The organism is Microbacterium pseudoresistens (assembly GCF_013409745.1).
GTDB classification, from domain to species: domain Bacteria; phylum Actinomycetota; class Actinomycetes; order Actinomycetales; family Microbacteriaceae; genus Microbacterium; species Microbacterium pseudoresistens.
Genome location: NZ_JACCBH010000001.1, coordinates 2,406,391 through 2,431,328 on the forward strand (window position 1 = coordinate 2,406,391; position 24,938 = coordinate 2,431,328).

Sequence of the window (24,938 nt, forward strand, 5' to 3'; positions counted from 1 at the left end):
CGCGTGCCGTGCCGATGTCGGTGCGGCACGCGAGAATGGACGCATGGGACGCGGTGACGGATCCGGACGCGTCGTTTCGCCCGACGACGCCGATGACACGGGTGCGGGAATCCTTCACGTCGACATGGACGCGTTCTACGCCTCCGTCGCCGTGCTCGACGATCCGTCGCTGCGCGGGCTGCCCCTGATCATCGGCGGCCGCGATGGGCGCTCGGTGGTCTCCAGCGCCTCGTACGAGGCTCGACGCTACGGGGTGCGCGCCGCGATGCCCGTCGGCCAGGCGATCCGGCTCTGTCCGGCCGCGCGTGTCGTACCGCCGGACTTTCCGCGCTATCAGGACGTGTCGCGCCACGTGATGACGATCTTCGAGTCGTTCACGCCGCTTGTCGAGCCGCTCTCGATCGATGAGGCCTTCCTCGACGTGCGCGGCGCACGGCGGCTGTGGGGGAGTCCCGGGCGCATCGCCCGACTCATCCGGGCGCGCGTCATCGACGAAGTCGGCATCACCTGCAGCGTGGGCGCGGCGGCCACGAAGCACGTCGCCAAGATGGCATCGACGTTAGCCAAGCCCGACGGATTGCTGATCGTCTCCGAAGCACACACGAGGCGGTTTCTGGAGCCGTTGCCCGTACGCGCGATGTGGGGCGTCGGGCCGAAGGCGGCCGAGACCCTGGAGTCGCGCGGCATCCGCACGATCGCCGACATCCGCGCCACGCCCGTCTCGGCGCTGGAGCGGGCCGTCGGAGCCGCCTTGGCCGCACGGCTGCACGACCTGGCCGAGGGGCGCGACCCGCGGGCCGTCGAGACCACGCGCGTCGAGAAAAGCGTAGGACATGAGGAGACCTTCGAACACGACATCACCGATCCCGCCGTGCTCCGCTCGGAGCTGCTGCGGCTCGCCGACCGCGTGGCCGCGCGCCTGCGCAGGGCCGGCTGGGAGGCGGGCGGAGTCGCGATCAAGGTGCGCTTCTCCGACTTCACCACGCTGTCGCGTTCGCAGACCCTGGCGGAACCGACGTCGGTGGGCCAGCGTCTCGGCGAGGTGGCTCAGCGGCTCTTCGAGGCGATAGAACGACGCGATCCGGTGCGGCTGATCGGCGTGCGCGCCGAACGCCTCGGCGCCGCGGGAGGAGGACTTGCGCTCTGGGACGACGATGCGCACTGGCGACGGGTCGAGGGCGCGCTCGACGATGCGCATGCGAGGTTCGGCTCGTCGATGATCACCCGGGCCCGTCATGTCGGCGCAGGCGACGGGCGCGGCTCCGCCCGGCATCCGCGCGATCACGGTGTGGAATGACGAGCGGCGGGGAGGACGAGCGTGTGGAGTGACGGGCGCGCCCCGGTGGGTTAGCGTGGAGCCATGCCGCACATCGCACTCGAACTGGGCAAGAACTCCGCGTCCTTCGGCGTCAAGAGCGCCTATGGCCAGACCCAGGAAGTCGACGGGGCGCAGTTCACCCCGGTCGCGCTCACCGTCTCGGGTTTCGGCGGCGGGGGCATCGACGGCTCGGGCAACGAGTCCGACGCGAGCGGCGGGGGCGGCGGCGGCATCGCGATCCCGCTCGGCGTGTACGTGAAACGCGAGGAGGGGCTGCGCTTCGAGCCCAACATCGTCTCGCTGCTCGCCGTGGGCGTACCGTTCGTGTGGGTCGCCGGTCGCGTCATCGCCCGCATCATCCGCGCCCTCAAGAAGTGAGTGGGCCGAGAGGCGACGATCCCGTCGCCCTCGCGCTGCGCGCCGCCGTCGCCCGTATCTCGGATGCCGTGAGCGGCCTGTCCGCCTCCAATCCGGTCGTCCTCATCGACGGCGGGGCGGGGGCCGGAAAGACGACGATCGCCCGCTTGCTCGTGCAGCACTGGCCGCTGACCACGGGTGTGCAGCTCGTCGCGCTCGATTCGATCTATCCAGGGTGGGACGGGCTTGCAGAAGGAGCGCAGCGCGCCCACGAACAGATCCTCCGACCGCACGGGCGGGGACTGCTGGGCACCTGGCAGCGCTACGACTGGGTGGCGGGCGCCTATGCCGAGAGCAGCGCTGTCGACCCCGCGCTGGGGCTGGTCGTCGAGGGATGCGGAGTGCTGACCCCGGCATCCGCGCGCGTCGCCGACGTCACGGTCTGGGTCGATGCGCCCGAAAAGAGCCGTCGAACCCGGGCTCTGGAGCGCGACGGCGAGGCGTTCCGGCCGCACTGGGAGCGTTGGGCGCGTCAGGAGCGCGCACACTGGCGCGAGCACCGGCCGCAGGAGATCGCCATGATGACGATTCCGATGCCGTAGCGCCCGGCGGTATAGGAATGCCGGTCAGAGATCGCGTGCGTCGGCGGCCTCGATCAGGCCGTCGAGACGGTAGCCGAGCCAGTCGTACACCCCGAAGCGGGGGTCTTCGTGGTCGTGCGGATCAACGCCGTCGGCGACGCTGAGGCGGGTCGCGATCACCAGGCGCAGTGCAGTGAGGGTGCGCAGCCAGGCGTCCAGCTCTCGCTCATCGATCACCACGTCGAGCGGATCCAGATCTTCCCCTTCGCCCTCGCCGTCGACGAAGCGCTGCAGCGCGGCGCGCACGGTGCGTGCGTCGGCGGCCCGGCGGTCGAGCAGGTCGTCCGCCGTGGCGCGGGAGAACTCTGCCGAGGCCTCGGCATCATCCGGATAAGCCTCGGGAGTCAACCTGTCCAGCCCCGGGTCATTCGCGTCGGATGCGGTGTCCGTGAGCAGAGCGACGAACTCGTCCACGAGCCCCGCGAGATGCCGTCCCTCGAGCCGCGCGAGCGGCACGAGCACGATGCGATCGTTCACTCCGACCCCTTTCGCACGGTGGCCCACAGCCCGTAGTGGTGCATGGCCTGGGCATGCACCTCCATCGTCTCTCGGGGCCCGGTGGCCACCACCGCATGCCCGTCGTTGTGCACCGCGAGCATGAGGCGCTGCGCGTGTTCCGCCGAATAGCCGAAGTAGGTGCGGAAGACGCGCGAGACGTAGGTCATGAGATTGACCGGATCGTCCCACACCACCAGCTCCCACGGATGCGCGGGTGCTGCGCGCAGGTCGAGGTCCTGTTCGACGTCGGGAACGATCGCAGGTGTGCTCATGCCCACCCCATCTCGTGCAACTGCGCATCGTCGATGCCGTAGTAGTGCGCGATCTCGTGCACGAGCGTGGTGTGCACTTCGTCGCGCACCTCGTCGAGGTCGTCGCACTGCGCCAGGTGCGGCTCGCGGTAGACGACGATGCGATCGGGCAGCTCGCCCATGCCGTAACTGCCGCGCTCGGTCACGGCGAGCCCGTCGTACAGGCCGAGCAGATCGAGGCTGCCATCCTCCGGACGGTCCTCGACGACGAACACGACGTTCTCCAGGCCGTCGACCATGTCGTCGGGCAGCCGGTCGAGTTCGTCGACGACGAGGGTCTCGAAAGCCTCGGCGTCCATCTCCATGCCTTCGATGCTATCCATCCGGGGCCGGGGAAGCGGCGACCGTGGCGGCATCCGGCACGCACATGACGATACGCAGGTCCGCGGCATTCCCGTCCGGCGAGGAGCGAACCTCGAGAGAAGAAGTGGGGTGGCTGACGGGGCTTGAACCCGCGACCCCCGCGACCACAACGCGGTGCTCTACCAACTGAGCTACAGCCACCATGCGCCCGTAGGCAACCCGACAAGTCTATTACAGGTTCGGGGCGAACTCAGACACGACGGAGGCCGACAGATCCTTCGCCTGATCGGTCGTCGGACCGGGCTCGGCGACGAACACAGCGCGCCGGTAGTACTCCAGTTCGCGGATGGATTCGAGGATGTCGGCGAGCGCCCTGTGACCGCCGTCCTTGTCGGGGGCCTGGAAGAACACGCGCGGATACCAGCGGCGCGAGAGCTCCTTGATGCTCGACACGTCGATGTTGCGGTAGTGCAGGTACTGATCGAGCTCGGGCATGTACTTGGCCAGGAACATCCGGTCGGTGCCGATCGTGTTGCCGCCCAGCGGCGCCTTGCGCTCTTGCGGCACGAAGCGGCGGATGTACTCCAGCACCTTCTCTTGCGCCTCGACGAGGGAGACGCCGTCCGGGATCTCCTCGAGCAGCCCGGAGGCGCGATGCATCTCGGTGACGAACTCGCCCATGTGCTCCAGGGCGGCGGCAGAGGGGGTGATGACGATCTGGAACCCCGGATCGAGCACCTTCAGCTCGAAGTCGGTGACGACGACCGCGACCTCGACCAGCTCATCGAGCTCCGGATCGAGACCGGTCATCTCGCAGTCGATCCAGACGATCCGGTCGTTCTCGGAGGCAGCAACCATGCTCCCGATTCTAATGAGGCACTCCGACGTCGCCCGCCGCGCGCGATAGCCTGTACCCGCGCCCCCTTAGCTCAGTGGATAGAGCGACAGCCTTCTAATCTGTGGGTCGCAGGTTCGAATCCTGCAGGGGGCACCCCGATGACACCGCACCAGGGATCCCGAACACCGCCGTCAACACCGCCGTCACCCGCGCCCTCGATAGACTGGCGCCATGGCCATCGACTCCGCCCTCGCGCCCGCTTCGCCCTCGGCCGTCGACGCCGAGCGGGAGCCGGGGGAGGACTCGCCGCAGGCGCGCATGGCGGCTGCGAAGGAGGCGTCGAGGGAGACCGCGCGCCTCACGAGCAGCGACAAGGTGCGTGCCCTCGAGGCGATCGCCGCGGCGATCGAGGCCGATGCCGCAGAGATCATCGCCGCCAACAGCCGTGATCTCGACCGCGGTCGCTCCCAGGGCATCGGCGACGCGCTCCTGGACCGGCTGCGCCTCGATGAGAAGCGGGTGGCGACTCTCGCCTCCGCCGTGCGCGATGTGGCCGTCCTGCCCGACCCCGTCGGTCAGGTCGTCGGCGGACACCGGATGCCCAACGGTGTCGCCCTGGAGCAGGTGCGCGTCCCGTTCGGCGTGGTCGGCGTGATCTACGAGGCCCGTCCCAACGTCACGGTCGACATCGCCGCGCTTGCGCTGCGCTCCGGCAACGCGGTGGTTCTGCGTGGCGGCAGCGCGGCGAAGGAGTCGAACACGGTGCTCGTGCGGATCATGCGCGAGGCTCTCGACGGCATCGGGATCAGCCCGGAGGCGATCCAGTCCGTCGACGACTTCGGCCGAGATGGCGCCAAGGCGCTCATGCATGGCCGCGGCTTCATCGACGTACTCGTGCCGCGGGGGAGCGCATCTCTCATCGAGACCGTGGTGACCGAGTCGACCGTTCCTGTGATCGAGACCGGCGCGGGCAACGTGCACATCGTGCTCGACGAGAGCGCCCCGGAGGACTGGGCGCGCGAAATCGTCGTGAACGCGAAGGTGCAGCGTCCCAGCGTCTGCAATGCGGTCGAGACGGTGCTCGTGCTGCGCCCCGCCGCCGAACGACTCGTCCCTTCTGTCGTCGATGCGCTGCAGCAGAGCGGAGTGACCGTGCACGGCGACGACGTCGTCTCCGGTCTCGCGTCGTCGGTGGTTCCCGCGACCGAGGAGGACTGGGCCACCGAGTACCTGAGCCTCGACATCGCGATGAAGGTGGTCGACTCGCTCGACGAGGCGCTCGCCCACATCCGCACGTACAGCACCGGGCACACGGAGTCGATCATCACGACAGACTCGCGCAACGCCGAGCGCTTTCTGGCCGAGGTGGACTCCGCGGTCGTCATGGCGAACGCGTCGACGCGATTCACCGACGGCTCCGAGTTCGGCTTCGGTGCCGAGGTGGGCATCTCCACGCAGAAACTGCACACCCGTGGACCGATGGGTCTGTCCGAGCTGACGAGCACGAAATGGCTTGCGCGAGGGGCGGGTCAGACGCGCGCGTGAGGACTAGACTGGTTCAGCCCACGCACCCGCACACCCACTGGGAGATTCGATGAACCTCGTCGCACAGATCGCGATGGCCGCTGCTGAGGCCGAGCATCATGGAAACGTGGCGCTGGACACCCTGGTCTTCGGAATCATCGCGGCGGTGGTGTTCTTCATTCTCGCGATGGTGACCTTCTCGTATCGCCACGTGGCGAACCGGCACACGGCGAAGGCCGAGGCATGGGCCGCCGCCCACGGCAAGGATGCGCACGGAGCAGGGCACGGCCACTAGGCGATCTTCATGACCACGACCTCACGCGCGCCGCGCATCGGGGTGATGGGCGGAACCTTCGACCCGATCCATCACGGGCACCTGGTCGCCGCCAGTGAGGTCGCGCACTCCTTCGACCTCGACGAGGTCGTCTTCGTGCCCACCGGCAAGCCGTGGCAGAAGCAGAAGAGCGATGTCACGCCCAGCGAGCACCGGTACCTGATGACCGTGATCGCCACGGCGTCGAACCCGAGTTTCACGGTGAGCCGGGTGGACATCGATCGCGACGGGTTCACGTACACGATCGACACACTGCGTGATCTGAAGGCCGAGCGTCCGGAAGCGGAGTTCTTCTTCATCACGGGGGCCGACGCCGTGGCGCAGATTCTCAGCTGGAGGGACCATGATGAGTTGTGGGACCTGGCCCACTTCGTCGCCGTTTCCCGACCAGGGCATGTTCTGAGCATCGAAGGACTGCCCAGCGACGACGTCAGCCAGCTGGAGATCCCCGCACTGGCGATCTCTTCCACGGACTGCCGTGCGCGCGTGGCGCAAGGGGATCCGGTCTGGTACCTCGTCCCCGACGGCGTGGTCCAGTACATCGCGAAGCATCATCTGTATCGGAGCAAGGAATGAGCACACCGGATCGGCCCGAGGCCGCACCGCTGACGCGCAAGCAGCTGCGTGAGGCGCGGCTGACCGGGGCCACGAACGTCGTCACCCCCGAGCAGGTGCAGGCGAATCTACGCGAACGCAACCGCGATGTTTCGGCGAGCCGCGGAACCCCTGTGATCGAGGCGCCGATCGTCGAGGCGCCGGTCGCCGAGACGCCCGCCGCTGATGCTCCGGCCCCGTACACCCCGGACCGGTACGCCCCGGCGGCGGAGGCTCCCGCGTCGGCCGCGCAGCCCGATCCGGTCGCCGACGCCGCGCCGCGGCTGACCCGCCGGCAGGCGCGCGAGCAGGAGCGGATCCGCACCGGCTCGCTCCCGGTGTTCGGAGCCCGTGCCGCCGACGAGACACCCGCCGAAGCGGCCGCTCCGATCGCGCTGCCGGAGGCGCAGTCGCCGGTCGTCCCCGACGCTCCACAAGCCCCGGCACCGATCTCTCCCACCGACGGGACGGCGACTCCCGAGTCTGTGGCGTCGCAGGCGCTCGACGGCTCGGCGGGAGGATCGCGAGTTCGTGACGGGTTCGGCGAGAGCCTCATCCGAGACGACGAGCGCAATCGCCCGCTGACCCCGTCGTTCGACTCGCTGCTGTCGACGGACTCCAGCGGATCGCAGAGCCGCGCGAACGCCCTCATCTTCCAACAGTCGCCCGGTGTGCCCTCGCTTTCGGGCCCAGTGGCTTCCACGGGCGAGGTGCTCGTGACGGGCTCGTACGAACTTCCCGCACGACTCGGATCCCACGGCCACGGCCGCGGCACCGACGGCAAAGAGGTCGATGCCGTGCTGATCGACGGCGAGCTGCCGGCATCGTCGTCGCCCACGCCGATCGCCGCGAGTTCGGCGATCAGCACGATCAAGCCCGCCGGTGAGGTCATCCGCCCGCCCGAGCCCGAGAAGGGCAACAAGCTCATGCTCGCGCTCACCATCACCGCCGGCGTCTTGGCCGCGGCGCTGGTCGGCGCGCTGATCATCGCGATGACCACGGGAGTGTTCTCTTGATGCAGTCCGGCTCCGCGGCCCTGGAGATAGTACAGCTGGCCGCCGAGGCGGCGGTCGACAAGGGCGGCGAGGACCTCGTCGCCCTCGACGTGTCCGAGCCGCTGCCGCTCGTCGATGTCTTCCTGCTCGTGACCGGCAATAGCGAGCGCAACGTCGCCGCGATCGCCGACGAGATCGAGGATCGCCTGATCGAGGCGGGACACAAGCGGCTCCGTCGCGAGGGGCGCGCCGAGGCCCGCTGGGTGCTGCTCGACTTCGGCGACCTCATCGCGCACGTGTTCCACTCCGAGGAGCGCACGTATTACGGACTGGAGCGGTTGTGGAAGGACTGCCCGGTCGTGCCGCTGCACATTGCGAACACGGAGTCCATCGAGCAGTGACCCGCAGCGCGCCGCTGCCGTGCCCGGGAGTCTGACACGATGGACGGATGCCTGTTCATCTGATCACCGGCTCCGGTTCCGGAATCGGTGCCGCCCTCACGAGTCGCCTGTACGCACGCGGAGACGAACTGGTGCTGCTCGCCCGCGACATCGGTCGTGCGAAGGAGCTCGCCGAGCGCTTTCCCGGCGTGCACACCGTCGTCGCCGATCTCGCCCAGCCCGGGCGCATCTCATGGGCGCTGTCGAAGCAGCAGCTGCCCGAGCGCATCGACTCGCTCGTGCACGTCGCCGGCGTCATCGACCTCGGGGCTGTGGCCGACCTTGCACCATCGTCATGGGAGAGCCAGCTGGCGGCGAACCTCGTCGCACCGGCAGAGCTCACACGCCTGCTCCTGCCGATGCTGCGGGTGAGTCGGGGCCAGGTGATCTTCGTGAACTCGGGTGCGGGTCTGCGGGCGCACGCCGGGTGGTCGGCGTACGCCGCATCCAAGCACGGGCTCAAGGCTCTCGCCGATGCCCTGCGCGCCGAAGAGCACGAGCACGGCGTGCGCGTGACGTCGGTCTTCCCGGGGCGCACGGCGACGCCGATGCAGGAGAAGGTGCATCGCCAGGAGGGCGAGGAATACGATCCGACGAGGTTCGTCGACCCTGAGTCGGTGGCGACCACGATCGTGACGGCGTTGGACCTGCCGCGTGACGCGCAGATCACAGATCTGGCGATCCGGCCGGGTACCTGAGTCATCCCTGCTGAGACAGGGGCTTCCCGTCGACCATGCGGTCAGTCTGCGAGCGCCCTGTGATCGGGAGGGCCGGCAGATGCGGCAGTGTGGGTGCCGATACGAGGAGCCGACATGCAGATGATCGAGGGGCCGCGGGGCGGTGGCGCGAAGTACCCCGAGGTGTGGGCTCGTGTGGCGGAGAGCCGCCCTCGGGGCGCGGCACGCCCGATCGACGTTCCCCGTCCCGAGTCGGTCGACGAGGTCACTGTGTGGGCGGGCAGCGAGGACTCCCGCCGCGTGCAGCTCATCTACGCGCCGATCTTCTGGGTCGTGCTGCCGCTGGCCGCGTTCGGGCTCCTGATTCAGCAGGCGATCACCGACCCCACGGGCGAGCACGTCAATATCGTCATCGAAGACCAGAGTGTGGAGAGCTGGCCGGTGTGGCTGCTCTGGATCTTCTGGGGCGGGGCGAGCATCTGGCTGCTCATCGCCGTCGGCGTTCTCGTGGTGCACCTCAGCATCTTCCGGGGACTGCATGCGGAGAACGAATGGATCTTCACGCACAGTGTCGCGTATTCGATTCATCGGGCCTCCGTGGACTACGACGACGGCGAGAGCAGCGGCTGGGCGACATACATCGCCCTCGATCATCGGCTCGACCGTCGGCAGGCGGCGCGGATCCACGAGGCGTTCGAGCAGTGGCTGAGGGTGGCGGGGCTGCCGCCGTCGGGCTCGGGTCCGATCTCGTCTGAGGCCCTGTTCGGGGCGTCGGCGAAGGGCGGGTACTTCATCCTGCATCTGCCGATCTCGCAGACGGCCGGCGCCCGTGTGGAGAATCAGTGGATCCTCATCACCGAGCCGCGTGACACGGATGACGGCGACGAGGTGATCGTGACGCCGGTCCCGACGCCGAAGAAGCTGCAGGGGATTCGCGCGAGGCTTCACCGGAAAGCGGCACGACGCGGATCGCGGCGGGTTCCGCTCCGGTAGGGGGATCTGGCATTGTCTTGAGCAGATGCATCGGGTTCTTCGAGCGCCGACCGACAGACTGCGAGGGAATGTGGTGTCCACGGAGGAGCAGTCGATTGCGCGATCGAGATCGCTCGCGCGCAGCGCCGAGGAGCAGCGTTCCCAGCAACTGAGGGAGGTATCGCCGGCGTTCCGCGACGAGCTCGACGCCCGACGACACGACCGTGTCGGGCCCGACTGGGCGGGCGGCCTTCCCGCGCAGTACGGCGTCGCTCCGCGCATCCGCATCGGCCGCAGCAAGTGGTTCAACCTGCTCTGGCTGATTCCGATCGGCATGGCGCTGATGGTGATCGGGATCGCCGTAGCACGCGGCATCGTCGATACGCCTGCCGTCAAGGATTTCCTGACCGCTTATCCCGGCGCATCGGAGCTTCCGGAAGGAACGCCGCAGGGATTCCCGGTATGGATGCAGTGGCAGCACTGGCTCAACATCTTCTTCATGTTCTTCATGATGCGCTCCGGCCTCAGCATCCTCGCCGACCACCCGCGTCTCTACTTGACCCGCCACTCGACACCGGGGCGCGAATGGTTCCGGATGCAGCGGCCGGTGCCCGTCGACGACCCGACGTACACCGCGAAGGGCGACTCGCTCACCCTTCCCGACGGGGTGGGCCTCCCTGGCCGACGGCACTCCATCGGTCTCGCGCGGTGGTGGCACCTCAGCATCGACGTGCTCTGGCTGCTCAACGGCGTCGTTTTCGTCGCGCTGCTGATCGTCACCGGTCACTGGGCACGGATCGTGCCGACCAGTTGGGATGTCATCCCCCACGCGCTCAGCACTGCCATCCAGTACCTCTCCCTCGACTGGCCGACCGAGAACGGCTGGGTGAACTACAACGCGCTGCAGTTGCTCGCCTACTTCGTCACCGTGTTCATCGCCGCCCCGTTGGCCCTGCTCACGGGTCTGGGCATGTCGCCGGCTCTGTCGACGAGGTTCCGCCGCATCAGCCGGGTGTTCAGCATCCAGCTCGCCCGTTCGCTGCACTTCCTCGTGCTGTGCTGGTTCGTGATGTTCATCATCGTGCACGTCGCTCTCGTGTTCGCGACCGGAGCGCTGCGCAACCTCAATCACATGTACGCCGGCAACGACGGCACCTCATGGACGGGATTCTGGATCTTCCTGGCCACGACCGCCGTGCTCATCGTCGTCTGGGTCGCCGCGACCCCCGTCACCTATCGCTATCCGCGCGCGATCCGCCGGATGGGCCTCGCCCTGATCGGCCCCGTTCAGCGGCTCTTCGAGCACGTCGACTCGAAGCCCGGCAAGTACACGGAGAAGGACATCTCGCCTTACTTCTGGTCGAACGGCCGCGTTCCAGACAGCGACGAGTACCGCCGCCTGCAGAAGGACGACTTCCGCGACTATCGACTTCGCATCGAGGGCCTCGTGGAGAACCCCGTCTCCCTCAGTCTCGACGACCTGCGCACCATGGCCCGCCATGATCAGATCACCCAGCACTTCTGCATCCAGGGCTGGTCCGGGGTCGCGAAATGGGGTGGGGTGTCGATGTCGTCGGTGCTCGACCTCGTGCAACCGAAGCCGGAAGCGAAATGGGTCGTGTTCTACTCGTTCGCGGAGGGCGCCGAGGGCGGTCTGTACTACGACGCGCAGGACATCGACCAGATGCGCTATCACCTCACGATGCTCGCGTACGACATGAATGACGAACCGCTGTCGTTCTCGCACGGAGCTCCGCTGCGATTGCGCAACGAGGCGCAGCTCGGGTTCAAGATGGTCAAGTGGATCCAGGGGATCGAGTTCGTCGAACGGTTCGAAGACATCGGCGGCGGGCTCGGCGGCTACAACAACGATCACGAGTTCTTCGGATACCGGCAGTCGATCTGAGCGATGACCCTGAGTGATGCGATCGAGCGGATGCCGCCGTCGAGCTTCTCGTTCGTCATGGCCACCGGGATCGTGGGTACGGCCTTCGCGACCATCGGGCTCGAACCGGTCGCCGTCGCTGCACTGATCGTCGCCTCGGTCGGATACGTCGCCCTCATCGTCGCCACAGCGACCCGCGCGATGCTCGCTCCGGATGCTCTGCGGCGCGACGCTCGCGACCCGGGGAAGGCGTTCGGCTTCTTCACTGTCGTCGCCGCGACCGGAGTGACGGCGACGCTCGCCTCGACTCTCGGCATCCGCTGGATCCTGCCCGGCGCCCTCGTCGTCGAAGCGCTGCTCTGGCTCGCTCTCGTCTACGCGCTGCTGCCGTGGATCGTCACCCATCCCTCGATCCGCCCGTTGCTTCCGACCGTGGACGGCGGCTGGTTCCTGCTCGTCGTCGCGACGCAGTCGCTCTCGGTGCTCACGAGCACCGCGGCCGGCGATCATCACCTCCTGAGCCTCGTGGCTCTCGGGCTGTGGTCGGTCGGCATCGTCGTGTACCTGCTGCTCATGGCCGCGGTGCTCGTGCGCATGCTCTCGGGGCGCGGCACGAGCATCGACGTCGCACCGACCGCGTGGGTGCTCACCGGCGCGACCGCGATCTCGGTCTTCGCCGCATCGCGCATCCTGACCGCGTCGACTCCGGCCCTCCCCGATGCGTCGTCAGCGGTCACGCTCGTTGCCATGACCCTGTGGGCCTTCGGTACGCTCCTGATCCCGTTCCTGATCGGTCTCGGCATCCGCGACCTGGCGCATCGGCGCGATGCGTGGCGATTCTCGGTCGGATGGTGGAGCATCGTCTTCCCCTTGGGGATGTACGCGACGGCGACGCTCTCCTTCGGCTCGGTCGTCGAGGTGGAGGAGTTCGCCACCGTCGGCACCATCGCGGTGTGGTGCGCGGGGGTGGCGTGGCTCATCGTCACCGCCGGTGGGGTTGTCCGTGCCCCGGCGCGAACCTGACACACGCGTCTCTGGCCGCGCAGACCTCGGGCTCGGTGGCGCGCGCGTGACGGCCCACGATCATGGAGACCGCGCGAGGCGACGGGACAGAACACGACGCATCTCGCGGTTTCGTCTGTTCCCGGCAGAAAACTTGGGTGGACCTGAGGGGACTCGAACCCCTGACCCCCTGCATGCCATGCAGGTGCGCTACCAGCTGCGCCACAGGCCCAGGTGCTGTCTTCGGTTTCCCTCGACAACGGATTTACCTTACTACATCGCATCGGGGGCTCACCAAATCCACGGCGTAGAGCGTGCGTCCCGGGAGGGTCGCGCGCAGGCGTCGTGGGTGCCGGAACATCGGGCGTCGCTGGGGCGTTGCACCGTGCCATGGGCATCCTCCAGAGCGTGGTCATCGGGGCAGGACAGGCGGGGCTGTCCACGTCGTACCACCTGACGCGCCGGGGGATCGAGCACATCGTCCTGGACGCCGACGATGCGCCCGGTGGCGCGTGGCGGCACCGGTGGGACGCGTTGACGATGCGCGACGTGCACGGCGTGGCCGAGTTGCCCGGCGAGGAGCCGCCTCCGCGCGATGAAACACGCGCGAACATCGCGGTTCCCGCGTACTTCGCCGCCTACGAGCAGCGGCACGGGCTCCCCGTCGAGCGGCCCGTCGACGTGCGGTCGGTGACGGATGACGCGGGCGTGCTTGTCGTGCGTGCCCGCGATGGCCGGACCTGGCGCACGCGCACCCTCGTGAATGCGACAGGCACATGGACGCAGCCGTTCCTCCCGCACTATCCAGGAATGGAGACCTTCGTCGGCGAGCAGTTCCACACCGTCGACTATCCGGGGCCGGAGCACTTCCGTGGCAAGCGCACCCTGGTCGTGGGCGGCGGCGCCTCGGCGGTGCAGTTCCTCGGCGCTCTCGCTCCGATCACCGAGGCGCTGTGGGTGACGCGACGACCGCCCGTGTGGCGCGAGGATGACTTCGCGGCACCGGAGTCGCGTGCCGCAGCGGTCGCGCTCGTGGAGCGGCGCGTCGCGCAGGGCCTCCCGCCCCAGAGCGTGGTGAGCATCACCGGGCTCGTGCTGCGACCGCAGGAGCACGAGGCCGCTCAGCTCGGCGTCTACGACGCGCGGCGCGAGATGTTCGCCAGGATCGAGCCCGACGGCATTCGGTGGGCGAACGGCGACTTCGAACCAGTCGACGCGATCCTGTGGGCGACGGGATTCCGCCCCGCCATCGCGCACCTCGCTCCGCTGGGGTTGCGCAGTCCGGCCGGCGGCATCCAGCTGGATCGGCAGGGGCGCGGCACGACGGCGGTGAAGGACCCGCGCATCCAGCTCGTGGGATACGGCCCGTCGGCGAGTACGATCGGTGCCAACCGGGCGGGACGCATCGCGGCACGAGGCGTGCAGCGGTGGCTCGACGAGCAGGCGGAGAGCGCGGTGCAGGGCACCCGCTGAGTCCCCGCGAGCCTAGACTCGAGGGACGATCGCGATCCCGAGGAGCCCGTCGATGATCCGCCTCATGGCCGTTGCCGCGGCCCTCAGCGCGTCGATGCTGCTCGTCGGCAGCGCGGCCTCATCCGCGCCCGCTGCGCAGGCCGCGCACGGCACGGCGAGTGTCGACGTGGTCGCCGCTGCGGCTTCATCGGTCGCGGAGGCCGCGAGGGACCGGGTCGAGGCGATGACGGTGCGCGAGCAGGCCGCGGCCGTGGTCATCGGGCACATACCGAGCACCGACCCGGCAGCGTTGGCCGCGTACATGGACACCGGCTACGGCGGCTTCATCCTGATGGGATCGAATGTGCCCGATTCGGAAGACGAGCTTCGCGGCATCGCCGCGGCGATGACGCGTGATCCCTCGCTGCCCCCGCTCCTTGCGATCGATGAGGAGGGCGGCGATGTCACGCGGCTGCCGTGGGATGCCGCACCGGCTGCCGACACGCTGAAGAACGCCCACCCGCAGGCCGTAGAGGCCGCGTTCGCCGTTCGTGGTTCGCTCGTCGCGCGAGGCGGGATCTCGGTGAATTTCGGCGTGATCGCTGACGTCGCCTCCGGCCCGGGCTCGTTCATCTATTCGCGCTCGATGGGTACGGATGCGGCCTCGGCGGCCGAGCGCGTCGCAGCGGCGGTGCGCGGCGAGGCGCCGTTCGTCGTCTCGACGCTCAAGCACTTTCCCGGTCACGGGGCGGCGGAAGGGGACTCGCACCACATGATCCCCTCCACGTCGATGTCGCTGGACGACTGGCGCACGAGCACGGCGCCGCCGTTCGTTTCCGGCGTCGATGCCGGGGCACAGATGCTGATGTTCGGTCATCTCGCGTACACGGCGGTGGATCCGCTTCCCGCGTCGCTCTCGTCGGCCTGGCACGAGATCGCCCGCGACGAGCTCGGCTTCGACGGCGTGATCGTCACCGACGACCTCGGCATGCTCGCGGCCACGGGATCGCCCGAGTACGCGGATCCGGGCGCGGTCGCCGTGCAGGCCCTTGCCGCGGGCAACGACCTGCTGCTCATGGTGCAGGGTTCGGACGGTTCGACGGCAGCGGCGATGGTCGACGCACTGGTGGCCGCGGTGGATGGCGGGGCGCTTTCGGCTCAGCGTCTGCAGGATGCGGCGGTACGGGTCACGGCGATGCGCCTTCAGATCGGCGCAGCGGCACCGGCATGGGCGCCGTGCCTGTCGTGCGATCCGGTCGGCTGAGCGTCCGCAGCGAAGCCTCGCCACGCGTTGAGGATGCGGGCACGCAGCGTGTTGGCGCGCTCGGCGAACCCGCGCTGCTGGCGCACATACTCCGCCTTGCCCTCCGGCGTCTCGATCGGCACGGGCACGACACCCCAGGCGCTGAGGTCGTAGGGGGCTGCGCTCATGTCGAGCCGGCGGATGTCGGCGGCGAGCTCGAACGCGTCGAGCAGCAGTTCGCCCGGCACAAGAGGTCCGAGCTTCATCGCCCACTTGTACACGTCCATCCCCGCGTGCAGGCATCCGGGTTGCTCGAGCGACGGCTGCGACTCGCGGCGGAGCGCGGTGCGGTTCCTGGGCACGGCGTCGGGGGTGAAGAAGCGGAATGCGTCGAAGTGCGTGCAGCGCAGCTCGTGCGCTTCGACGACGGCATCGGTTGCCGCCTGGCCGAGCCGCAACGGCACGGAGTGCCGATGCTCCGGGGTGCGGTACACCATCGCCCACTCGTGCAGGCCGAAGCAGCCGAACTGGCCGGGGCGTGCGGCCGTGCGGCGCAGCATCCGTTCGACGAGGCGGGCGAGTTCGGGCTTGTCGACGTCGAACGCGCGAGCATCGACGACGGCCGAGTCCGGTGCCGCGCCGGCGGAGTACCAGCGCCATCCGCGGCGTTCCGGAGCATCGGCCAGCGTCACCCCGGCTCCGGGATGCCAGCGGCGCAGCTGCGAGGGCCGATACGAGTAGTAGGTGAAGAGGAAGTCCTCGACGGGATGCGTCTCGCGGCGGGAACGGCGCGCACGGTGCCCGGCCGTCAGCGCATTGGCACGCTCGGCGTGCGCCGCGGCGCGGGCGCGCCATTCGGCGGCGTCGAGCACGGGACGGTCGGGCATTCTTCGACGATACGTCAGCGGGTCGAGTCAGTGGTCTGGGTCGGAGCCCGGAACGACACCGACCTCGGTGAGCTTCTCCAGCAGGCCCGCGCCGTCTTCAGCGCTCACCCACGGCACGGCGTCGGCGGAGTGGTCGTCGCCGGCTACGCGACCGCCCGCGAGCACGGCTTCGGCGGGAAGCAGGCGGCGGATCGCGACGGCGGCCACGGCATCCGGATGCTCCGAGAGGAACTGCGTGTAGATCGCCTCGTCGTGCTGACCGTCATCGCCGATCAGCAGCCACCTGATGTCGGGGAACTCCTCGGCGAGCCGGCGGAGATTCGTGAGCTTGTGCTCGCGCCCGCTGCGGAACCAGCGATCGTGCGTGGGCCCCCAGTCGGTGAGCAGGATCGCACCGGCGGGGAAGAGGTGCCGCCCCAGGAAGCGGTTGAGCGTGGGAGCGACGTTCCAAGCGCCCGTCGACAGGTACACCATCGGTGCGCCCGGAGCCGAGCGCATGAGGTTCTCCAGCAGCACCGCCATACCGGGCACGGGGATGCGTGCGTGCTCGTCGACGACGAACGAGTTCCACGCGGCGATCAGCGGGCGAGGAAGAGCCGTGACCATCACGGTGTCGTCGACGTCGGAGACCACGCCGAAATGCACGTCCTCGGCGACGACGAAGACGCGGGCACGCACCGGCTCGCCGCCCTCGACCGACATCGTCACGGTCTGCCATCCCGGCGGAAGATCCACATCGACGCGGGTGTCGATCACGCCGCCGCGATCGGCCACGACGTCGTGATCCTGCCCGCCGACCGACACCGTCACCGTGGCGAAGCTCACGGGGATGCCGACGAAGCTGCGCCACCCGCGCACGCGGGCGTCGTCTCCGTCATCCATCCGCGGCTGCCGTGGCAGCACGAGCACCCGGCCCACCACGCGCACCCAGCCGGCGCCGCCGTAGCCGGGGAACGGCAGGACGGATGCGACGCGGCCGCGGCGCCGGGCACGGCGCTCGCGCCAGGCATGGAAACGGTGCTCCAGACGCGCGAACCAGTGGATCCGCGCCGGACCGTGGGGAGTGGCGGCCATCCGATCAGTCTTTCATGCTCGTCGGGGCATCTTCTGAGGGCGCCCGCATGTGCCGCTCCTCACGCGCGGCGATGACTTTCTTGCCCACGAAGACGACGAGGAGAAAAAGCGCGATCACACCGACGAAGAGGTAACCGGCGAAGTGGATGCGTTCGCTGAGCTCGCGGAAGCTGCCCGCGGCCAGCGACGCCACCGTGACGTACAGCCCCGCCCACAGGATGCACGCCGGCAGCGTCCACGCGAGGAACCGGCGGTAGGCGAATCGGCTCATCCCCACGGTCAGAGGCACGAGCGAGTGCAGCACGGGCAGGAATCGGGAGAGGAAGATCGCGATGCCACCGCGCCTGGCGAGATACCGCTCCGCGCGGATCCACTGCTTCTCGCCGATCTTGCGGCCGATCCACGAATGGCGGATGTGCGGACCGAGCCAGCGGCCGAGCCAAAAACCGATGCTCTCGCCGATCAGCGCGCCGAGCACGAGCACGGCGGCGAGCATGACGCCCTCCCCGATCGAGCCCACGGCGGTGGCGGCGACGATGGCGATGGTGTCGCCCGGGACGATGAGGCCGATGAGGATGCTGGTCTCCAGCATCATGGCGAGACCGGCGAGCGCGGTGCGCAGGGCGGGATCGACGGACTGCACGGTGTCCAGAAGCTGCAGCAGGAAGTCGTCCACCCCACGAGGATACGGGCGAGAACCCTCCGGTCGCCTGGGATAATCTGGAGGTTGCCCGGTTCCGGGCGCGCCCCCGTCTTTCGTCGATTGGCCCTTCCGTTGTCTGAGCACTCGTCTTCCGCCGCCGCAGAGTCCGCCGACGAGCAGTTGTCGGCGCCGGCGCTCCAGGTGAAGTGGCAGAAGTACTGGGCCGAACACGACACCTTCCGCGCCGGTGGGGCCGATGACATGCGTCCGCGCAAGTACGTGCTGGGCATGTTCCCGTACCCCTCGGGCGACATGCACATGGGCCATGCGGAGAACTACGCCTACGTCGACTCCGTCGCGCGCTACTGGCGCCACCGCGGCCACAACGTACTCAACCCGATCGGCTGGGACTCCTTCGGCCTGCCCGCCGAGAACGCCGCCATCAAGCGAGGCGCGGATCCGCGGGAGTGGACGTACCAGAATATCGACCAGCAGAAGGAGAGCCTGAAGCGCTTCGGCACCTCCTATGACTGGTCACGCGTGCTGCACACCTCCGACCCGGAGTACTACCGGTGGAACCAGTGGCTGTTCCTCAAGCTGTACGAGCGGGGCCTGGCCTACCGCAAGAAGAGCCCGGTCAACTGGTGCCCCAACGACCAGACCGTGCTGGCCAACGAGCAGGTCGTCGACGGCCGGTGCGAGCGCTGCGGCGCCGAGGTCGTGAAGAAGAAGCTGACGCAGTGGTACTTCAAGATCACCGACTACGCCGACCGGCTGCTCGACGACCTCAATCAGCTCGAGGGCCGCTGGCCGCACAAGGTGCTGCAGATGCAGCGCAACTGGATCGGCCGTTCCGTGGGCGCCGACGTCGACTTCGAGATCGAGGGTCGCGAGGGCGCCGTCACGGTGTTCTCCACCCGCCCCGACACCCTGCACGGTGCGACGTTCTTCGTCGTGGCGCCCGATGCCGAACTGGCGGCGGAGCTGGCCGAGGGCGCATCCGCCGAGGTGCGCGAGCGTTTCCAGGAGTACCTGTCGGCCGTGCAGAAGACCACCGACATCGACCGCCAGTCCACGGATCGTCCGAAGACCGGGGTGTTCCTGGAGCGCTACGCGATCAATCCGGTCAACGGGGAGCGGTTGCCGATCTGGGCCGCCGACTACGTGCTGGCCGACTACGGCCACGGCGCCGTGATGGCCGTGCCCGCGCATGACCAGCGCGACCTCGACTTCGCCCGTGCGTTCGACCTGCCGGTGAAGGTCGTCGTCGACACGACGGCTCCGATCACCGGCACGATCCCGGTGATCGAGGTCGACGGCGAGGGCGTGCCTGTGGAGCCGGCGGCGACTCTCGACGAGCAGAACCCCGCGGTCACGGGCGTCGCCCTGACCGGTGAGGGCCGCATGGTCAACTCCGGCGAGCTGAACGGCCTCTCCAAGCGCAACGCGATCGCCCGCGCCATCGAGACGCTCACCGCCTCCGGCAAGGGCCGCGCGGCCAAGAACTATCGCCTGCGCGACTGGCTGATCTCCCGTCAGCGCTTCTGGGGCACCCCGATCCCCATCGTGCACACCGAAGACGGCGGCATCACCCCGGTGCCGGAAGACCAGCTTCCCGTGCGCCTGCCGAGCGTGGACGGCCTGGATCTCGCCCCCAAGGGATCCTCGCCGCTGGGCGCGGCCGAGAAGTGGGTGCAGACCACCGACCCGGCCACCGGGGACCCGGCACTGCGCGACCCCGACACGATGGACACGTTCGTCGACAGCTCCTGGTACTTCCTTCGCTTCCTCTCGCCGACCAGCGATGAGGTGGCGTTCGACGTCGACGAGGCACGCCGCTGGGCGCCCGTGGACTCGTACATCGGCGGTGTCGAGCACGCCATCCTGCACCTGCTGTACGCCCGGTTCATCACCAAGGTGCTCTTCGACATGGGGATGATCGATTTCACCGAGCCGTTCTCCACCCTGGTGAACCAGGGGATGGTGCTGCTCGATGGATCGAAGATGTCCAAGAGCAAGGGCAACCTCGTCGAGTTCTCGGCGAGCATGGATGATCCGGGCGCCGACGCGGTGCGCGTGGCGATCGCCTTCGCGGGCCCCGTCGAAGACGACATCAACTGGGAAGACGTCTCCACGACGGGCGCGCAGAAGTTCCTGGCCCGCGCCCAGCGCATCGCCCGCGACGTCGACAGTCCGGTGGACGTCGTGTTCAACAGCGGCGACGCCGCCCTGCGTCGCATCACCCACCGCCTGCTGGCGGATGCTCCGAGCCTGGTCGAGCAGACGAAGTTCAACGTGCTCGTGGCGCGCCTCATGGAGCTGGTGAACACGATCCGCAAGACGATCGACTCGGGGGCGGGAGCCGCGGACCCCGCCGTGCGGGAGGCCGCCGAGACCCTGGCCGTGATGCTCGACATCATCGCTCCGCACACTGCGGAGGAGATGTGGGAGTCGCTGGGCCACGAGCCGTCGGTGGGTCTGGTCGCCTGGCGTCAGGCCGATCCCGCACTTCTCGTGGAGGCGACGGCGACCACGGCCGTGCAGGTCAACGGCAAGGTGCGCACCACGCTCGAAGTTCCGGCCCGGATCGCCGGCGCCGAACTCGAGGCGCTCGCCCGCGCCGATGAGAAGGTGCAGCGCGCGCTGGAAGGCAAGGAGATCGTGCGGGTGATCGTCCGCGCGCCGAAGATCGTCAACTTCGCCGTCAAGGGCTGATCGGCCGCCGTCGCTTGGCGAGGTCTTCCTGCACAGGTCGTCGATTTCGCGAGTTCTGCACCGATCGTGAGAATGGCGCCGCAGAGGCGCACCCGCGCGGCCTAGCGTCGTCGCATGCCCGCCGCTCCGGATGCCGCTGAGGACAGCTCCGCCCCTCGGCTCGCGCCTCCGCGTGTGCGGCTCGGGCTGGGTGCCGCGGTGGTGTTCGCGCTCGTCGTGCTGTCGGTGACGGTGGGCATCGGACTGCTGCAGGGGCAGGCGAACACCGCGGCGGCGCTTCCGACCCCTACGGGAAGTGCGGAGGACGTCGGAGAGCTGCCGGGGGCATCCGTGTACGTGCATGTGCTCGGCGAGGTGGCGAGCCCCGGACTGTACGTGCTGGACGACGGCGATCGTGTGGCCGATGCCCTGGCTGCGGCAGGAGGAACGCTGCCGTCGGCCGATCTGCGCAGCGTGAATCTCGCACGCGCGGTCTCCGACGGCGAACAGATCGTCGTCGCTGTGCAGGGGGCGGTGCCCACGGCCGGGGGATCGTCGGCGGCCACGGGCGGCGACGGCATGATCGACCTCAACACCGCCGACGCCGCCGCGCTCGAGGAGTTGCCGCGCATCGGCCCCGCACTGGCGGAACGGATCGTCGAATGGCGCGAGGCGAACGGCCGTTTCGCGTCGGTCGACGATCTTCTCGCGGTGTCGGGGATCGGCGAGAAGGTGCTCGCGGGATTCCGGGACAAGGTGCGGGTGTGAGCGAGGGGCGCCGGGCCGGGCGTCTCGCCCGAGACCTGAGGATGGTGCCCGTGTGCGCGGCGGCCTGGCCGGTCGCTCTGCTCGCCGTGTGTCTTCCTGCGACGTCGGGCTGGCTCATTCTCGCCGGCGCCGTGTTCGGAGTCGTTGCCGCGATGTGCGCCGTGCGTGCCCCGCGGGGAGTGGGTCGGAGCTTCCTGATGCGGTGGGCGGGTGTGGGCATCGTCATGGCCGCGGTGGTGAGCGGAATCGGCGGTGCGGTGCTGCTGGCCGACGGCGCGCGCAGCGAGGCGGCATCACTCGGCGGGGGTGTCGTGCACGCCGTGCTCACCGTGCAGTCGTCGGCGTCGGTCGGCGCCGACGGACGATTGTGGATGGACGCCCAGACCCAGGTGCTCGGCAGGGGCGATGCTCCGGATGCGCGGTCGGTGCCCGTCCGGGTCGGTGTTCCGCAGGGCGAGGACGGCGTCGACATCGCTCCGGGCACCGTGCTCGAGCTGAGCGCCGAGACTGCCGTGGCCGACGCCGGGGAGCGGGCCGTGCTCGTGCTGTTCGCACTCGGGGAGCCGTCGATCCTCACCCGCGGGCCGCTGATCGCGCGGATCGCGGCGGACGTGCGCTCCGCGTTCATCACCCGCTCGGCGACGCTGCCCGAGCCGGGTGCCCAGCTGCTGCCTGGCCTGGCCGTGGGCGATACGCGCGCCGTGACGCCCGAGCTCGATGCCGCGATGAAGGCGAGCGGTCTGTCTCATCTCACGGCGGTCAGCGGAAGCAATTGCGCGCTGGTCATCGCCGCGGGGTTCGGCCTCGTCGCCCTGCTGGGCGGTGGCAGGGTGCTGCGGGTCGTCGTCGCGGCGCTGGGTCTGGCGGCATTCGTCGTGCTCGTGACGGCCGAGCCGAGCGTCATCCGTGCCGCGGCGATGGCGGCGATCGCGATGCTCTGTCTGCTGCTGGGAAGGCCCCGCGCCGGGCTGCCGATGCTGGCCGCGGCGGTGGCGGTGCTCCTCGTGACCGATCCCTGGCTCAGCATGTCGGCCGGGTTCGCGTTGTCTGCGGCGGCGACCGGGGCGCTCATCCTGCTCGCGCCGCCTCTGGCACGCGGCATGCGGCGGTGGCTTCCGGCACCGCTCGCCCTCGCGCTGGCCGTGCCGCTGTCGGCTCAGCTCGTCTGCGGTCCGATCATCGCGCTGTTCACCGACCAGCAGTCGATCATCGGCGTCGCGGCGAACATCGTGGCCGCCCCTGCCGCCCCGCTGGCCACCGTCCTCGGCCTGCTCGCGTGTCTTGCGATGCCCGTGCCGCCCCTCGCCGATCTGTTCGCCGCGTGCGCGTGGCTGCCCTCGGCGTGGATCGCGCAGACCGCGCTGACCTCGGCCGAAGTCCCGGGCGGCCTCGTGACGGCGCCTGCGGGCGTGGTGAGCGCGCTGGTCATCGCGCTCCTGAGCGCAGCGTTCGCGTGGCTCCTCGCCACGGGCGGCACGAGGAGACACCGCACCGTCACGTGGCTCTCCGGGGTCGTGCTGGCGCTGGCATGCGGTCTCGGGACGGGCACGGCCCTGCTCGACGGCCCGGCGGCGCCACTCACGCGGCCCTCCGACTGGGGGATGGCCGCGTGCGACATCGGGCAGGGCGACGCCCTGCTGCTGCGCAGCGCAGGGCACGTCATGCTCGTCGACACCGGGCCGGATCCGGCGTTGCTTCAGTCCTGCCTCGACAGCGTGGGGATCGGCCGGATCGACGTGCTCGTGCTGACCCATTTCGATCAGGATCATGCCGGAGCGGCGCCCGCTCTGGCGGGCCGGGTCGGCACGGTGATGCACAGTCCTGCCGACGGTGCGAGGGCGCAGCGCACCCTCGACGTGTTGCGCGACGGGGGAGCGCGCCTGGTCGCGGCCGTGGCGGGCCAGCGAGGGCCTTTGGGCACAGCGCAGTGGCGCGTGCTGTGGCCGAGGCGCGACGAGCGGGTGTTCCCTCCCGGCAATGATCTCAGCGTCGTGATCGACATCGGCGGAGGAGGGGTTCCCCGCACCCTGCTGCTCGGCGATCTGTCCGCAGCGTCGCAACGGATGCTGCTCCGGCTCGCGCACCCGTCGGGGTACGACGTGGTCAAGGTGGCGCACCACGGCAGTGCGGATCAGGAGCCGGCGCTATACGCCGGCCTCGGCGCGCGGATCGCGGTGATCTCCGCAGGTCTCGGCAACGACTACGGGCATCCGCGTGCGCCCACACTCGAGGTCCTCGCCGACAACCGGCTGCTGATCGCCCGCACCGATCTTCAGGGCCAGATCCTCATCTCGGGCGAGGGGGATGACCTGCGGATCTGGTCGGAGCACGGCGCCACGCCCGAGCAGCTGCGCGCCCCCGCGGAGCCGGGCCGGTGAGACCCGAGAACGTCCGGGACCGCGGGTAGGCTGGGGGCATGCCGGCCGCACGTTCCTCCGCTCCCCGCGGGGCGTCCCGTGCGAAGAAGGCGACGGCGATCCCGCAGGTCTCGTGGCGTGAGCCGCGGCCCGCACCGATCGTGCTGGTGTCCGGTCCGCAAGAGGTCTGCGCCGAGCGGGCGATCGCCGGCATCCGCGACTACCTGCGGCTGGAAGATCCCTCGCTCGAGGTCAGCGACGTGCGCGCTGACGACTACGAGGCCGGAAGCCTGCTCTCGCTCACGTCTCCGTCGCTGTTCGGCGAGCCCCGTCTCGTCCGCGTCGCGGGCGTCGAAAAGGCGACCGACGCGTTCATCCAGGAGGCCCTCGCCTACCTGGAGCACCCGCAAGAGGGCGCCACGGTCATCCTGCGCCACACCGGCGCATCCGTGCGCGGCAAGAAGCTTCTCGATGCCGTACGGGCGGGCACGGGCGGAGGGATCGAGATTCCGTGCCCGGCGATCAAACGAGACTCCGACCGCTTCGACTTCGCGGCGGGGGAGTTCACAGCCGCAGAGCGACGGATCGCGCCGCAGGCGTTGCGCACGCTCGTCTCAGCCTTCGCCGACGACGTGACCGAGCTCGCCGCCGCCTGTCAGCAGCTCATCGGCGACGTCGAAGGAGACATCACTCCCGACGTCGTGGAGCGCTACTACGGCGGGCGTGTGGAGGTGTCGGCCTTCGTCGTGGCCGACACGGCCATCGCTGGGCGCTTCGGCGAGGCGCTTGTGACTCTGCGGCACGCGCTGGCCTCGGGCGCCGACCCGGTTCCCCTCGTCGCAGCATTCGCCATGAAGCTCCGGGGCATGGCGCGTGTGGCCGGCTCGAGAGAGCCGACGGCCGCCCTGGCATCGCGGCTGGGGATGAAGGACTGGCAGATCGATCGCGCGCGTCGCGACCTGTCGGGGTGGAACGAGCGGTCGCTGGGCTTGGCCATCCAGGCGACGGCGCGGGCGGATGCTGAGGTGAAGGGCGCCGCGCGTGACCCGATCTTCGCGCTGGAGCGCATGGTGACGGTCATCGCGACCCGTCGCCCGTTCGGCGAGTAGCCCCCGCGAGACGACGAAGGCC

General features: G+C 69.4%; 25 protein-coding genes and 3 tRNA genes. 19 read left to right on the top strand and 9 right to left on the bottom strand.

The genetic code is table 11. The features are described 5' to 3' along the window. Positions 1-43: 43 nt before the first annotated feature. The 3 genes from dinB to BKA02_RS11820 all read left to right on the top strand — a co-directional run bounded on the left by dinB (position 44) and on the right by BKA02_RS11820 (position 2,277). Positions 44-1,297, top strand: a complete 1,254-nt coding sequence (gene dinB, locus BKA02_RS11810; RefSeq protein ID WP_179434289.1) for a DNA polymerase IV — start codon at positions 44-46, stop codon at positions 1,295-1,297. Positions 1,298-1,360: 63 nt separating this feature from the next. Then, a complete protein-coding gene (locus BKA02_RS11815; protein WP_179434291.1) occupies positions 1,361-1,696 on the top strand; it encodes a hypothetical protein in 336 nt (111 codons plus the stop codon). Further along, positions 1,693-2,277, top strand: coding sequence for a nucleoside/nucleotide kinase family protein (locus BKA02_RS11820; protein WP_343045402.1), 585 nt, complete (start codon positions 1,693-1,695; stop codon positions 2,275-2,277). Before BKA02_RS11815 ends, BKA02_RS11820 begins: the two co-directional genes overlap by 4 nt. A gap of 24 nt (positions 2,278-2,301) precedes the next feature. Here BKA02_RS11820 and BKA02_RS11825 read toward each other — a convergent pair whose 3' ends face one another. From BKA02_RS11825 to orn, 5 genes are all read right to left on the bottom strand, one after another. Next, the gene (locus BKA02_RS11825) at positions 2,302-2,793 is read right to left on the bottom strand and encodes a DUF2017 family protein (RefSeq protein WP_343045403.1); all 492 of its coding nucleotides are present in this window, start codon (positions 2,791-2,793) and stop codon (positions 2,302-2,304) included. After that, complete coding sequence (gene clpS / locus BKA02_RS11830; RefSeq protein ID WP_179434293.1) at positions 2,790-3,086, bottom strand: ATP-dependent Clp protease adapter ClpS; 297 nt, start codon at positions 3,084-3,086, stop codon at positions 2,790-2,792. Before clpS ends, BKA02_RS11825 begins: the two co-directional genes overlap by 4 nt. After that, a complete protein-coding gene (locus BKA02_RS11835) occupies positions 3,083-3,430 on the bottom strand; it encodes a metallopeptidase family protein (RefSeq protein ID WP_179434295.1) in 348 nt (115 codons plus the stop codon). The genes clpS and BKA02_RS11835 overlap by 4 nt, the downstream gene beginning before the upstream one ends. A gap of 123 nt (positions 3,431-3,553) precedes the next feature. Then, a tRNA-His gene (locus BKA02_RS11840) sits at positions 3,554-3,629 on the bottom strand. A gap of 30 nt (positions 3,630-3,659) precedes the next feature. Beyond that, positions 3,660-4,286 (bottom strand): oligoribonuclease, encoded by a 627-nt coding sequence (orn, locus tag BKA02_RS11845; RefSeq protein ID WP_179434297.1) that lies wholly within the window; start codon positions 4,284-4,286, stop codon positions 3,660-3,662. A 60-nt stretch (positions 4,287-4,346) separates the two neighbouring features. Between orn and BKA02_RS11850 the strand changes: the two genes are divergently transcribed. From BKA02_RS11850 to BKA02_RS11895, 10 genes are all read left to right on the top strand, one after another. Continuing rightward, positions 4,347-4,419 (top strand) — tRNA-Arg (locus BKA02_RS11850). Positions 4,420-4,584: 165 nt separating this feature from the next. Then, complete coding sequence (locus tag BKA02_RS11855; RefSeq protein ID WP_246286343.1) at positions 4,585-5,811, top strand: glutamate-5-semialdehyde dehydrogenase; 1,227 nt, start codon at positions 4,585-4,587, stop codon at positions 5,809-5,811. A gap of 49 nt (positions 5,812-5,860) precedes the next feature. Continuing rightward, complete coding sequence (locus BKA02_RS11860) at positions 5,861-6,085, top strand: hypothetical protein (RefSeq protein WP_179434301.1); 225 nt, start codon at positions 5,861-5,863, stop codon at positions 6,083-6,085. 9 nt (positions 6,086-6,094) lie between these two features. Further along, on the top strand, positions 6,095-6,700 hold the full coding sequence (nadD, locus tag BKA02_RS11865) for a nicotinate-nucleotide adenylyltransferase (protein ID WP_218844545.1): 606 nt from the start codon (positions 6,095-6,097) through the stop codon (positions 6,698-6,700). Beyond that, positions 6,697-7,734 carry a hypothetical protein gene (locus tag BKA02_RS11870; RefSeq protein ID WP_179434303.1) on the top strand — a complete coding sequence of 346 codons (1,038 nt, stop codon included), beginning with the start codon at positions 6,697-6,699 and terminating at the stop codon, positions 7,732-7,734. Before nadD ends, BKA02_RS11870 begins: the two co-directional genes overlap by 4 nt. Next, positions 7,734-8,114 (top strand): ribosome silencing factor, encoded by a 381-nt coding sequence (gene rsfS / locus BKA02_RS11875; RefSeq protein WP_179434305.1) that lies wholly within the window; start codon positions 7,734-7,736, stop codon positions 8,112-8,114. Before BKA02_RS11870 ends, rsfS begins: the two co-directional genes overlap by 1 nt. Before the next feature lie 47 nt (positions 8,115-8,161). Then, the gene (locus BKA02_RS11880) at positions 8,162-8,851 is read left to right on the top strand and encodes an SDR family oxidoreductase (RefSeq protein WP_179434307.1); all 690 of its coding nucleotides are present in this window, start codon (positions 8,162-8,164) and stop codon (positions 8,849-8,851) included. A gap of 114 nt (positions 8,852-8,965) precedes the next feature. Next, positions 8,966-9,823, top strand: coding sequence for a hypothetical protein (locus BKA02_RS11885; protein ID WP_218844547.1), 858 nt, complete (start codon positions 8,966-8,968; stop codon positions 9,821-9,823). 73 nt (positions 9,824-9,896) lie between these two features. Next, the gene (locus BKA02_RS11890) at positions 9,897-11,708 is read left to right on the top strand and encodes a molybdopterin-dependent oxidoreductase (protein ID WP_218844548.1); all 1,812 of its coding nucleotides are present in this window, start codon (positions 9,897-9,899) and stop codon (positions 11,706-11,708) included. Positions 11,709-11,711: 3 nt separating this feature from the next. Further along, the gene (locus BKA02_RS11895) at positions 11,712-12,710 is read left to right on the top strand and encodes a tellurite resistance/C4-dicarboxylate transporter family protein (RefSeq protein WP_179434311.1); all 999 of its coding nucleotides are present in this window, start codon (positions 11,712-11,714) and stop codon (positions 12,708-12,710) included. Positions 12,711-12,848: 138 nt separating this feature from the next. Here BKA02_RS11895 and BKA02_RS11900 read toward each other — a convergent pair. Beyond that, a tRNA-Ala gene (locus BKA02_RS11900) sits at positions 12,849-12,921 on the bottom strand. A 158-nt stretch (positions 12,922-13,079) separates the two neighbouring features. On the opposite strand from BKA02_RS11900, the gene BKA02_RS11905 reads away from it, so the two are divergent. Both BKA02_RS11905 and BKA02_RS11910 read left to right on the top strand, forming a co-directional pair. Further along, positions 13,080-14,162: a flavin-containing monooxygenase gene (locus BKA02_RS11905; RefSeq protein ID WP_179434313.1), complete on the top strand. Its 1,083-nt coding sequence runs from the start codon at positions 13,080-13,082 to the stop codon at positions 14,160-14,162. A gap of 52 nt (positions 14,163-14,214) precedes the next feature. After that, on the top strand, positions 14,215-15,405 hold the full coding sequence (locus BKA02_RS11910) for a glycoside hydrolase family 3 N-terminal domain-containing protein (protein ID WP_246286026.1): 1,191 nt from the start codon (positions 14,215-14,217) through the stop codon (positions 15,403-15,405). On the opposite strand, the gene BKA02_RS11915 is transcribed toward BKA02_RS11910, so the two are convergent. The 3 genes from BKA02_RS11915 to BKA02_RS11925 are packed head-to-tail and all read right to left on the bottom strand — an operon-like array spanning position 15,345 to position 18,021. Continuing rightward, the gene (locus BKA02_RS11915) at positions 15,345-16,271 is read right to left on the bottom strand and encodes a 3-methyladenine DNA glycosylase (protein WP_179434315.1); all 927 of its coding nucleotides are present in this window, start codon (positions 16,269-16,271) and stop codon (positions 15,345-15,347) included. The two genes, BKA02_RS11910 and BKA02_RS11915, sit on opposite strands and share 61 nt — an antisense overlap. A gap of 27 nt (positions 16,272-16,298) precedes the next feature. Continuing rightward, on the bottom strand, positions 16,299-17,345 hold the full coding sequence (locus tag BKA02_RS11920) for an App1 family protein phosphatidate phosphatase (RefSeq protein ID WP_179434317.1): 1,047 nt from the start codon (positions 17,343-17,345) through the stop codon (positions 16,299-16,301). 4 nt (positions 17,346-17,349) lie between these two features. Beyond that, positions 17,350-18,021, bottom strand: a complete 672-nt coding sequence (locus BKA02_RS11925; RefSeq protein ID WP_179434319.1) for a VTT domain-containing protein — start codon at positions 18,019-18,021, stop codon at positions 17,350-17,352. A 99-nt stretch (positions 18,022-18,120) separates the two neighbouring features. Between BKA02_RS11925 and leuS the strand changes: the two genes are divergently transcribed. From leuS to holA, 4 genes are all read left to right on the top strand, one after another. Next, positions 18,121-20,703, top strand: coding sequence for a leucine--tRNA ligase (gene leuS / locus BKA02_RS11930; protein WP_179434321.1), 2,583 nt, complete (start codon positions 18,121-18,123; stop codon positions 20,701-20,703). A gap of 114 nt (positions 20,704-20,817) precedes the next feature. Then, complete coding sequence (locus BKA02_RS11935; protein ID WP_179434323.1) at positions 20,818-21,450, top strand: helix-hairpin-helix domain-containing protein; 633 nt, start codon at positions 20,818-20,820, stop codon at positions 21,448-21,450. 41 nt (positions 21,451-21,491) lie between these two features. Next, complete coding sequence (locus tag BKA02_RS11940; protein ID WP_179435456.1) at positions 21,492-23,828, top strand: ComEC/Rec2 family competence protein; 2,337 nt, start codon at positions 21,492-21,494, stop codon at positions 23,826-23,828. Between the two features lie 38 nt (positions 23,829-23,866). Continuing rightward, on the top strand, positions 23,867-24,916 hold the full coding sequence (gene holA / locus BKA02_RS11945) for a DNA polymerase III subunit delta (protein ID WP_179434325.1): 1,050 nt from the start codon (positions 23,867-23,869) through the stop codon (positions 24,914-24,916). The last annotated feature ends 22 nt before the right edge of the window (positions 24,917-24,938 follow it).